This window comes from Bacillus sp. OK048 (genome assembly GCF_900103525.1).
GTDB lineage: Bacteria > Bacillota > Bacilli > Bacillales > Cytobacillaceae > Neobacillus.
Genome location: NZ_FNHN01000017.1, coordinates 36334 through 47746, shown reverse-complemented (window position 1 = coordinate 47746; position 11413 = coordinate 36334). Strand labels below are relative to the sequence as shown.

General features: G+C 36.2%; 15 protein-coding genes. 13 read left to right on the top strand and 2 right to left on the bottom strand.

Features of this window, described 5'->3' with window-relative positions; all coding sequences use genetic code 11:
- Positions 1-333: 333 nt before the first annotated feature.
- The gene (locus BLR86_RS22780; RefSeq protein WP_090767248.1) at positions 334-1416 is read right to left on the bottom strand and encodes a branched-chain amino acid aminotransferase; all 1083 of its coding nucleotides are present in this window, start codon (positions 1414-1416) and stop codon (positions 334-336) included.
- 340 nt (positions 1417-1756) lie between these two features.
- Between BLR86_RS22780 and BLR86_RS22775 the strand changes: the two genes are divergently transcribed.
- The 5 genes from BLR86_RS22775 (at position 1757) to BLR86_RS22755 (ending at position 4482) form a co-directional block, all read left to right on the top strand.
- Positions 1757-2287: a YhcN/YlaJ family sporulation lipoprotein gene (locus BLR86_RS22775; RefSeq protein WP_175493022.1), complete on the top strand. Its 531-nt coding sequence runs from the start codon at positions 1757-1759 to the stop codon at positions 2285-2287.
- 258 nt (positions 2288-2545) lie between these two features.
- Positions 2546-2935 carry a hypothetical protein gene (locus BLR86_RS22770; protein ID WP_090767242.1) on the top strand — a complete coding sequence of 130 codons (390 nt, stop codon included), beginning with the start codon at positions 2546-2548 and terminating at the stop codon, positions 2933-2935.
- Positions 2936-3106: 171 nt separating this feature from the next.
- Positions 3107-3547, top strand: coding sequence for a cell wall hydrolase (locus tag BLR86_RS22765; RefSeq protein WP_090767240.1), 441 nt, complete (start codon positions 3107-3109; stop codon positions 3545-3547).
- A gap of 113 nt (positions 3548-3660) precedes the next feature.
- Positions 3661-3882 (top strand): hypothetical protein, encoded by a 222-nt coding sequence (locus BLR86_RS22760; RefSeq protein WP_254782434.1) that lies wholly within the window; start codon positions 3661-3663, stop codon positions 3880-3882.
- Positions 3883-3912: 30 nt separating this feature from the next.
- Positions 3913-4482: a GNAT family N-acetyltransferase gene (locus BLR86_RS22755; protein WP_090767237.1), complete on the top strand. Its 570-nt coding sequence runs from the start codon at positions 3913-3915 to the stop codon at positions 4480-4482.
- Between the two features lie 79 nt (positions 4483-4561).
- Here BLR86_RS22755 and BLR86_RS22750 read toward each other — a convergent pair whose 3' ends face one another.
- Positions 4562-5293, bottom strand: coding sequence for a class I SAM-dependent methyltransferase (locus tag BLR86_RS22750; RefSeq protein ID WP_090767234.1), 732 nt, complete (start codon positions 5291-5293; stop codon positions 4562-4564).
- 269 nt (positions 5294-5562) lie between these two features.
- Here BLR86_RS22750 and BLR86_RS22745 point away from each other — a divergent pair, with 269 nt between their 5' ends.
- From BLR86_RS22745 to BLR86_RS22710, 8 genes are all read left to right on the top strand, one after another.
- On the top strand, positions 5563-6063 hold the full coding sequence (locus BLR86_RS22745) for an arsinothricin resistance N-acetyltransferase ArsN1 family A (protein ID WP_090767231.1): 501 nt from the start codon (positions 5563-5565) through the stop codon (positions 6061-6063).
- 268 nt (positions 6064-6331) lie between these two features.
- Entirely contained in the window at positions 6332-6610 is a 279-nt protein-coding gene (locus BLR86_RS22740) for an ArsR/SmtB family transcription factor (protein ID WP_254782436.1), read from the top strand.
- A 25-nt stretch (positions 6611-6635) separates the two neighbouring features.
- Positions 6636-7694 (top strand): ACR3 family arsenite efflux transporter, encoded by a 1059-nt coding sequence (arsB, locus tag BLR86_RS22735; RefSeq protein WP_090767226.1) that lies wholly within the window; start codon positions 6636-6638, stop codon positions 7692-7694.
- Positions 7695-7730: 36 nt separating this feature from the next.
- Positions 7731-8153, top strand: a complete 423-nt coding sequence (arsC, locus tag BLR86_RS22730; RefSeq protein WP_090767223.1) for an arsenate reductase (thioredoxin) — start codon at positions 7731-7733, stop codon at positions 8151-8153.
- A 151-nt stretch (positions 8154-8304) separates the two neighbouring features.
- A complete protein-coding gene (locus BLR86_RS22725; RefSeq protein WP_090767221.1) occupies positions 8305-8502 on the top strand; it encodes a DUF4177 domain-containing protein in 198 nt (65 codons plus the stop codon).
- A gap of 157 nt (positions 8503-8659) precedes the next feature.
- Positions 8660-9517, top strand: a complete 858-nt coding sequence (locus BLR86_RS22720; RefSeq protein WP_175493021.1) for an alpha/beta hydrolase — start codon at positions 8660-8662, stop codon at positions 9515-9517.
- Positions 9518-9845: 328 nt separating this feature from the next.
- Positions 9846-10709: an EamA family transporter gene (locus BLR86_RS22715; RefSeq protein ID WP_254782432.1), complete on the top strand. Its 864-nt coding sequence runs from the start codon at positions 9846-9848 to the stop codon at positions 10707-10709.
- Between the two features lie 116 nt (positions 10710-10825).
- The gene (locus tag BLR86_RS22710; RefSeq protein ID WP_090767211.1) at positions 10826-11323 is read left to right on the top strand and encodes an LURP-one-related/scramblase family protein; all 498 of its coding nucleotides are present in this window, start codon (positions 10826-10828) and stop codon (positions 11321-11323) included.
- Positions 11324-11413: the final 90 nt, after the last annotated feature.

Genomic DNA, 11413 nt, shown 5'->3' with positions numbered 1-11413 from the left:
TAGGCGGAGAAATTCCGTTTATTTCGGGAAATCTCCATATTTCCCTTAAAATAAGCGGAGTTTTTCCGGTTATACGTTCCAAAACGATGGCTTTTGTCTTATTGTGAGCAGTTAGTCGGAATATCTCCGCTTATATCTGCTCCTTAAGCCTCCACTATCGTCATTAGCCGGAAATTCTCCGCTTAAAAATTTTTCTACACGAAAATCAACAATGAATAATAACAGAGCCTATATTTAAAAAACAGATTAAAAATTGGGTACATTTTCGGGCTTTATCAATAGGTGACGGAACCCGTTAAGTTTATCTGGATCTTTTCTATCGAAATATCATTTTTAGACCTCAACCTGGGCAACCTTCACTGTCCAGTTAAATGGATCTTCTTTTCTTCCAAGTTGGATACCGGTCATTTCATCATAAAGGTCCTGTGAGACATGTCCGATTTTATTCTCATTAATGACAATGGTTTTGTCGTTCCACGTTAATTCGCCTACTGGGGAAATAACGGCAGCGGTCCCTGCCCCGAAAACTTCCTCAAGTTCGCCACGCTCATGTGCTGCAAATACTTCTTCAATTGAGATTTTCACTTCGCGTACAGGTATATCCCAATACTTTAATAATTGAATCACAGAGTCACGGGTAACACCGGGTAAAATGCTGCCATTTAGCTTTGGTGTGACCACCTCGCCATTGATCTTAAAGAAAATATTCATGCTGCCGACTTCTTCAACATACTTATTCTCTTTGGCATCTAGCCAAAGGATTTGAGCAAAGCCAAGTTTATCGGCCTTTTCTTGTGCCTTCAGGCTTGCGCCATAGTTCCCAGCGTTCTTCACATGGCCAACTCCGCCAATGACTGCCCGGACATACTGCTCTTCTACATATATTTTAACAGGATTTAATTGACTGCCATAATACGCTCCTGATGGCGAGAGGATGACCAGCAATTTATATTCTTTAGCAGGACGCACACCAAGATAGGCTTCTGTTGCAATGATAAACGGGCGAATATAAAGAGATGTTCCTTCACCCTCTGGAATCCAATCCTTTTCGGTAAAAATCAATTGCTTGATGGCTCCCAATAAAAAGCTCTCATCAATTTGAGGGATACACATTCTGTCACAGGTATCATTAAATCGCTTCATGTTTTTCTCTGGGCGGAAGAGCTGGGCTGTTCCATCCGCGGTCCGATAAGCCTTCATTCCTTCAAAAATCGCCTGTCCATAGTGAAAAACCATTGCGGACGGTTCAAGGGTTAGTGGCTCATAAGGAGTAATTCGCGGATTATACCAGCCGTGTTCACTATGATAGTCCATTACAAACATATAATCAGTGTAATACTTTCCGAAACCTAAAGAATCTGTTGCGGGTTTTTCCTTTAAAACTTCTCTTTGAATAAATGAAATTTCTTGATTCATGCTCCACACCTCATTCATATTACTAGGTTCAGTTTTAAACACAATTAAATCATTCTAAACTGACCCATGTCAAAACATCTAATAATTATATTTTTGAAATAGTAAAAATACTTTTCTTTACTATACCACTTTTTAAATAAAAACAGGATATTTTTGTTTTAGTTGTGCTTGAAAAATAAGAGGTGAATTTGGAACAATGGTCGTAGATTCTTTTAATAGAATTCTTCAGAGTTCCAGAGTTCATGTGTTTTTGGTCCTAAAAAAAATCCCTCCAAATCTCTACATAAAAAATGACGTTAAAGGCAACGGTAAGCTTGAACTCATTTTAGGAGGAATATCGATGAAGGCAATGAAACGAATATTTACCTGCTTATTGATTGGTACATTAGTGACTGGGTGCAATATGAAAGAAGAAGGCAGAGAAACCGATCAGCATGGAGAGGTAAATAACCGGAATTCGGGCGGAATAAATATAGGAAATAGTTTAGGGAATCCTAATCTTAATCTTACGAACACTTCAACAAATAATATCAAACATAATCATTCAGGTTTACACATAGAAAATGAAGCAGAGGATAAAGTTGAAAATCTACCTGAAGTAAATCAAGCCAATATCATTGTTTCGAATAGAAATGCATATGTAGCCGTCGAGATGGATGAAGACTTTCATGGTGAAATTAGCCCATTTGTTGAAGATCAAATTGCTCAACAGGTAAGAGAAGCAAATCCAAATATTCAAAATGTATATATTTCAAGTAAACGTGATTTTGTCACACAGATGAGGCAATATAGGGAAAATCTCCAGAACGGCAAATCCACAGATGGATTTACTAAAATGGTCCAAAGATTCTTTTTAAATCATACCAGGTGAAACCCTGATTATTGTAACGTGTCCCGTTACCTATCGTAAATAGTAAACATGTTAATTAAAATGAGTGTCAAATTTCATGTAAATTTGCACTCGTTTTTTTATTGGTGAAAAGCGGTTTGCATACGTAAGCTTATTAAGCAGTATAGCAGAAGAAGGAACTTAACAATAAATCTCGAATATCTAATGTAATCGAAAAACTAAAAATTTATAGAAAGACAGGTATGTCACAACAAAATTATTTATACGGGAGTCAATATTTTGAAAAAATTATTTGTACTAATCATATTTTTTGTATCACTATTATCTGCGTGCCAAACAAATAAGAATGACCTAACGTTTGCTGGAGAAAGTGAAAATTGGGTAGCTGAAGTAACAGTTCATCAAACTAATGGAGAAGAAACATATCAAATTCAGCTAAATAACAAAGGAAATAATATAGAGGAAATTGACACTTTTCGTTTTTATGTGGAATCAAAAAATATCGGAGTAGTAGATTTTGGTGCAAATGACGCTACTTTAAATCAAGAAGGCGTATATCACAATAAACCATTAAGTGTTAATAGCCCTTCTACGGATGCAGAAGATGAGTTAGTGATAAAGGTAGAATGGAACGATACAAGTGAAAGCTTTGATTTAAGATACAAGTGATGATGTTATGTATTTAAAGAATAATTAAGCAACAAACATCTTCAACTATTGGGGGCGAAATAGTTTTCCTTTTACTTAAAAACTGTATGCTTAAAAAACTAAGAATTCTTATTAAATATACAATGGCATGAACGTAGGCATTTTTTCATACTATATTTTGGGGGTGTTAAATTGCCAAGAGTAAATTACCGAAATTCAGACGTTGCCTTAATGGCAAGGATGATGAGAGCAGAGGCCGAAGGTGAAGGAAAACAGGGAATGTTATATGTTGGAAATGTAATTGTGAATCGTGTTGTAGCAGATTGTTTAGACTTTAAAGCAGTAAGAAATGTTAATGATGTCATTTTTCAAGTACAAGGAGGAAATTTTTCTTTTGAAGCTGTTCAAAAAGGGAATGTATTTTATCAAAGAGCAAGGACTGCTGAAAGAAGATTAGCAAAACAGACTTTGGATTATTGGAGAGATCACCCAGCGAAATTTGCGCTATGGTATTTTAATCCACATGCTCCATGTCCTCCAACATGGTACGATCAACCTAAATCTGGTCAATTTAAAGAACATTGTTTTTATGAACCAAAACCTAATACATGTGATAGTGTTTATAGAGGTTGAGCTTACTCTTTGAGTAAGCTTTTTTACATATTTGGAATATTCTATAGCGGAATAAGAGATATAATTAGCTTACCTTTATAGGTAGACAATTGATAAAGGAGAAATCCGAACTTATGTTTAGTTTTATAAATAAAGCAAAATTAATAAAAGATGATTTAAAAGGCATCGCAAAATTAATGTATCAGGATGTATCAGAGGATTCCTGGGATAAAGAGAACCTTACTAAAAGAAATTTAGACTTCACTATTGAAAGCGTTCGTTATATTGATATGTATACAAAAAGATTAATGAATTATAATTTAATAATGTTACTCAACTATCGAGCAGGATACTAAAAAACTAATAAATATTGAGAAGAGGTTACTATGACCATAGATACTGATACATTTCCCGTTATTGAGACTGAAAGATTAGTATTAAGAAAAGTTACAAAAGAGGATGCGAACAGCATTCTGAATTATTTGTCTGATGTAGAAGTAATGAAGTATTATGGATTAGAACCTTTTAAATCAATAAACGATGCCCTGGATGAGATTTCATGGTATCAATTAATACAAAACAACAAAACAGGTATTAGATGGGGAATTACATTAAAAGAGCAAGAAGTTGTTATTGGCAGTTGCGGTTTTCATAACAATGTTTCTCAGCATTTTCGTACTGAAATTGGCTTTGAATTGAGTAAAGAGCAGTGGGGAAAAGGTATAGCTGTTGAGGCAGTTGAAGCTATAATAAGTTACGGATTTGAACATATGAAATTTCAACGGATAGAAGCATTAATAGAGCCACCTAATCTGTCATCACAAAAGTTAGTAGAAAAGTTGGGTTTTATCAGAGAAGGATTATTGAGGAATTATGAGTTTACATGTGGTAAATTTGATGATTTATATATGTATTCTTTGTTGAGGCAAGACTTTGATAAAATTAAAAATAGTTAGACGCAAAAGTATATTTAATTGGAACGAAATAAAAAACGCTTGGTTCTCCAAGCGTTTGTCATTTCATCTATTCAAGTGTTTACTTTGTACAAGAAAAAGCCAATACGACTGGAATTCTAAGTCTTCTTTTGAACTCTTCATCATAAGTAAAATGTTCTCGTTTCGGTGTTCCTTCCCGTAAATCAACTACTGAAAAACCAGATTTAGTAAGAGCCTTAAAATAATGTTCAATTGTTCGATGGTATTTTACCACTATCTGTTCAATCCAAGGCTCTTTTCTTTCCCCTTCAAGAAAATAGTCATCAACTATCCAGTTTCCACGCTTATCTCCTGCTTGTTTGCTTATAAATGAAGAAGTAGTAAGGGGATGTTGAACACTAAACACAAATTTACCATTATCGTTTAAGGTTTTATGCACATTCTGGAATAGTAAATGAACATCAGAGACATAATGTATTGCAAAACGAGAAGTAACAATATCAAATTTTTCGGTTGGGTAACTATATGATTCCATTGTCTCGTGATGAATCGCGCCATTTTCATTTGCTAGCTTAAGATTTGCAGATGTTACCATTTGTTGAGAGCCTTCAATTCCTGTGTAAAACGCTGCACCTTGATTAAGTAACTCAATTCCAAACGAAGCATCACCACATCCTAGGTCTAATATACTTTTATTTTGAAAGTCACCAATGAGTTCATAAATGATAGGATTTTCGATTGCATTGTTGGGGCTATCCTTTCTACCCCTTCTCTTCATATAATTTGAAAAAAAGTCCTCTTGGTCATAAACGCTTGCACCTCTAAATTCCATACAATCCATGTCCCCTCCCGTACGCTATTCGCAGATACTCATAAGTTGATAGTCTTTGGATATTTTATCATATAAATTGTAAAATACTAGAAAAATATTGAGGGGCAAATCTCACTGAGAAATCTGCTTGAACGACAGAAGGATTGTCGTTACGGGAGCTCCCATATTTATTGAATTAAAGGCAGTTTAGTTCAACAAGGAATTTGAGGTTTTTTTAGAGAATATTAAGATATACGTATATACAAATGTCTTTATGGAGGGGTGGTACCATGAAAGCCGCCGCTATTATTCGACAGGCAGTGGAATCCGATATCAAATCTATACTTGAAATCTACAATCAGGGGATTGAAGACAGAATTGCTACACTAGAGGAAGAAACAAAGGATTACTCCTATATGAAGGAATGGTTTGAAAGGCATCAGGGTCGATATAGAGTCATGGTGTCGGAACAGGATGGAAATGTAGCAGGATGGGCATCGCTAAATCCATACAGTAACCGCTGCACGTATGAAGGAGTCGCGGATCTTTCCATTTATATTTCAAGAGACCATAGAGGGATTGGTTTGGGAAAACAACTGCTCGCTGAAATTGAAATATGGGCAACAGCCAATGGCTTCCATAAAATTGTCCTTTTTACCTTTCCATTTAATCAGTTAGGGCAAGGATTATACCGGAAAATGGGATACCGTGAAGTAGGAGTATTTCAAAACCAAGGGAAGTTAGATGGCGAATTTGTTGATGTAATGGCGATGGAAAAATTATTGGGATAACATGATGGTTATACTTCTTAATTACTAGCACTAAACATTCTATTTGATTGAAAATGAGATGATGATTATAGGATTTCAATAGTAGGTAATACAGAAATATGCTGCTAAAAAAAGACCTTTAGTTTGATAACATTCGTACATGATAAGATTTATATTTGATGTGTAACACTTGAAAATATATAACATTTTAGCTAATATATAAGCATTATGTTATATAAGGTAATGATTATGTATGAGGGAGGAATTCTATTTGGGTAATATCGAATTGATGGCGAAACAGTTAAAAGCTGTAAGTGACCCAAATCGTTTAAAGTTGTTGGCTTGTTTAAAAAAAGGGGAAGTATGTGCTTGCGATTTCGTTGAAGTTTTAAATGTTTCTCAACCTGCTGTCAGTCAACAATTGAAAAAGCTAAAAGAAGCTGGAATTATTGTCGAAAGACCAGCAGGAACATGGAAGCATTATCGATTAAACGATGTGCTGCCACCCTATATTCAAACGATTATTGATGAATTAGAAGTCATTTCAATTATTAAATGCAATTGTTAAAGATCATCAAGAAGGAGTGAAAATGATGTCAAATGAAAGTGTAACGAAAAAGTTATCCTTTTTAGATCGGTACTTAACAATATGGATATTTGCAGCCATGGCGTTAGGAATCTTCATTGGGGTAGTTGCCCCCAATTTTAAAGAGGTGCTAGATACCTTCTCTGTGGGGACAACAAATATTCCGATTGCCATCGGGTTGATTATCATGATGTACCCACCACTAGCGAAAGTAAAATATGAAGAAATGTGGCGTGTTTTTAAAGATTGGAAAGTCCTTTTACTATCCTTATTACAGAATTGGTTGTTAGGACCTTTCTTAATGTTCTTTTTAGCAATTATCTTTTTACATGATAAACCAGAGTATATGGCAGGCTTGATCATGATCGGGCTCGCTCGTTGTATTGCCATGGTTATTGTTTGGAATGATTTAGCGCGTGGAGATCGTGAGTATGTAGCAGGATTAGTGGCATTTAACTCTGTATTTCAGATCTTATTCTATTCTGTTTTTGCTTATTTCTTTTTAAATGTCCTTCCTGGTGTATTTGGGTTAGAAAATTTATCTGTCTTCATCTCCATGTGGGAGATTACGAAAAGCGTGCTTATTTATTTGGGAATTCCATTTGTCGCAGGCATGTTAACACGTTTTATGGGGTTAAAGCTGAAGGGGAAGGAATGGTACGAAAGCAAATTTCTACCTAAAATCTCTCCACTCACATTAATCGCCTTATTATTTACAATTGTGATGATGTTCTCTTTAAAAGGAGATCAAATCATCGCTTTACCAATGGATGTCGTTCGAATTGCCATTCCATTGTTCATTTACTTCTTGATCATGTTTGCTGTATCCTTCTTTGCTTCTCGTAAAGCAGGTGCATCTTATCCAGTGACTGTAGCACTTTCCTTTACAGCTGCAAGTAACAATTTTGAATTAGCGATAGCTGTAGCAGTTGCGGTGTTTGGAATTAATAGTGGCGAAGCCTTTGCTGCCGTTATTGGCCCGTTAGTAGAGGTGCCTGTCCTCATTGCCCTAGTGGGTGTTGCTTTAAGATGGGAAAAGAAATATTTTCGAACGATTAAATTATAAAACACCAAAAATGAAAACAAATCTGGAGGAAATCACATGTCAAATAAACAAACAATCTACTTCTTGTGTACAGGTAACTCTTGTAGAAGCCAAATGGCAGAAGGTTGGGCAAAAAAATATTTAAGTGATGAGTGGGAAGTTCGGAGTGCGGGTATTGAAGCTCATGGATTGAATCCAAATGCCGTTAAAGCAATGAATGAAGCAGGCATTGATATTTCAAATCAAACTTCAGATATTATTGACCCTGAAATTTTAAATCATGCGGATTTAGTCGTTACATTATGCGGCGATGCGGCTGACAAATGTCCTGTAACGCCCCCTAAAGTAAAACGTGAACACTGGGGTTTCGATGATCCAGCAAAAGCGAAAGGAACAGAGGAAGAAAAGTGGGCATTCTTCCAACGTGTTCGTGATGAGATTGGTGATAGAATGAAACGCTTTGCAGAAACGGGGAAATAAGACAACAGAATAACCAAGAGGGGGGTTCCTCTTGTCCCTTCGATTTGAATTGATTTGAAACCTTTTTCTAATTAAAATCGTATGAATAGTGCAAACAGAACCTTAATCTTATTCAATTTAATTAGATATATCATGAAAGGTGGAAATAAAAATGTATGAATATAAGTTTGTTAAAATAGAGTTTAAAAAATTGTCTGGTAAACCTAAGGAAGACTATCAAGAGGTAATCAAAAATCATGCAAATGAAGGGTGGAGATTTGTTCAAATTTTCTCTCCTGACTTTGCAACTTCAGGAGTTGCAGTAGGTACATACTATGAATTAATCTTCGAAAGACCAATAAAACAATAATCAGACAGAAACGCGATAGGAAACGGAATCCGTTAGGGTTATTGTCATCTTTTTTATGATAAAATAAGACTATTATTCAAAAAGGCTTACTCGTTCCTACTTACAGTAAGCCTTTTTAATATTGATGAAAAACCGCAACAGGAGTGGAGTACAGATCATGAAATTAGAAGGAATATTTACTGGTGTAGGTGGGGCCGAACTGTTTTACCGGGTAATCGAACCTGTAAAGGCTCCAAAGGCGGCAGTTATTTTAGTTCATGGACACGGCGATCATAGTGGAGGACTAGCAAATCTAAGTGCAAGCTTGGTTCATGAAAGATATATCGTTTATGCATTTGATTTACGTGGGCATGGAAAAAGCCCTGGAAAAAGAGGGTATATAAAAAATTGGGATGAATTTCGAGGAGACTTACACGCATTTCAAAAACTTGTTTCGAAAAAGCAGTCCGAACTTCCGTTGTATTTAATAGGACATAGTCTTGGCGGTGTCATTACTCTTGATTACATTTTACATTATACTGCCGATATTTCAGGGATCATTGCGATTGCTCCTGCCATCTCTTACGAAGTCACTCCCTTTGAGCGCTTAGGTATAACCTTAATGGGGAAACTGAAGCCTGACTTAAGCATTAATCAATCTAAAAATTTCCGATTAAGGAGGAAAAAATCAGCGGTGGCTTCCAAATATTATTCTGATCGGTTACGGCACAATATCATTACACCTGCATTAGGAAGTGGCTTGATTCAAGCAGTATCTCGAGTAGTAAATCAGGCATACACTATACATCTTCCTATTTTACTGCAATACGGACTGAATGATAAAATTACACCCCCAACAAAGCTTGGTGACTTTTTTAATCAAGTTTCATCAACGGATAAACAACTACTTGAGTACGCAGGAGCAAAACACCGTCCCTTTGATGGAGAAGGAAAAGAAACCTTTTTAAAAGATATGGTCAGCTGGTTAGACCAACAGGTTGAAAAAAATCGTAAAAGAGCAAGACAGGCAATTTAAACCAAAGAAAATAGCAGGAAAAACTGGCGGATAACGAGAAATACTGGCGGATGGCGAAAAATACTGGCGGATGGCGAAAAATACTGGCGGATAGCGAAAAATACTGGCGGATAGCAAGAAAAACTGGCGGATGGTGAACAGTGACAGGCACTGTTCGCCGTTTTTTGATTGGACGCGGAACACCGAGTTATTACTCCCAGAGCGAATAAACCTCCTAATAATTTGGATTTATTGAATCTATGAATTTGGGTGGTTCTGGGCAAAAAGCCTTATAATGATAAGGTGTGCATGACCATTAATATTTTTATATAAAGAAAAAGGCGGGTGCATGATGAGTATTATTTTAGCATTATTGGCAGCTTTATTTGCTTCATTCACAGCGATTTTAGCAAAAGTCGGTATTGAAAATGTCAATTCCAACTTAGCGACAGCCATTCGGACGATTGTGGTAGTAATCATGGCTTTTATCATTGTCATCATAACTGGCCAGCTTGTCACGATACCTCAAATTTCTACTAGCGCTTTATGGTTTATTCTATTATCTGGAGTTTCAACGGGTTTTTCATGGTTATTTTTCTTTAAAGCGCTCGCCATTGGTGATGTTTCCAAAGTGGTACCGATTGATAAATCAAGTGTCGTGTTAACCATTATTTTCTCCATCCTGGTCTTAGGAGAGCCAGCAGACCCCTTGGTCATGGCTGGAGGAGCAATTATAGCGATAGGAACGTTTATATTGATTGGAAAAAATGAAGAAAAGAAACGATTTTCAGGATCGCAACGATATATTGTTTATGCTATTTTAGCGGCAGTATTTGCGGCCTTAACATCGATATTAGCAAAAGTCGGAATGGAAAATGTTGATTCCAATGTGGCTACTTTCCTACGAACCATCGTGATCCTTTTATTTGCTTGGGCCATTGTATTTTCCCAAGGAACCCATAAGAAATTGAAAAGCATTTCGAAAAAAGGATACCTCTTTTTAGTTTTATCTGGAGTGGCTACTGGTTTATCTTGGCTATGCTATTTTGCAGCACTGGCGATGGGGAAGGTTTCCGTCGTCGCTCCAATTGACAAATTTAGCGTTGTTCTCACGATGCTATTGAGTTTTACAATTTTAAAAGAAAAAGCGGCCAAGCATACGATTATTGGCGGTATCGTCATAACAGCAGGAACGTTTTTACTAATATTTTGATCCATAAGGCGGTAACTTCTATGGGAGATTCTATCTTTTTTTGCATTCATTAATAAAGGTATAATAATATTAAAATACTCTTTTTAGTAATATGCTACATAGGAGGGAGCTATAATATGAAGCAACTATATATAAAGCAGAAGGTATTCAGTCTTAGTGGCAAATTTACAGTGAAGAATCAGCAGGAGAAGGACGTATATTACGTAGAGGGCAGTTTTATGCAGATTCCCAAGACATTCTCCATTATGGATACAACAAGAAATGAAGTAGCACTTATTACGAAAAAGGTGTTCAGCTTTTTACCGAAGTTTTTTGTTGAGGTACATGGTCGTGAGGTATTAACGATTAAGAAGGAATTTTCCTTCTTTAAAGCTCGCTATACCATTGATGGTGCAGGCATTGAAGTACATGGTAATTGGTGGGACATGGATTTTCAGGTAGTACAGAATGGTAAAGTCGTAGGTCAAGTGAGCAAGGAATGGTTCACTTGGGGAGATAGCTACAAGGTCCAAATATTGGACGAAGAAATGGAAACCATTATTATTGCTCTCGTTGTTGCAATTGATTGTGTGAAGGCTGACCATGCAGCTGCTGCTTCAGCACCAACCACTTAACATAGAGTGTAAAAATGTGGTGAACCTTACCAAAGGTAAATGAGAAAATTAACAGCACTTCCACTATTTTGATGGAGAAGTGCTGTTTTG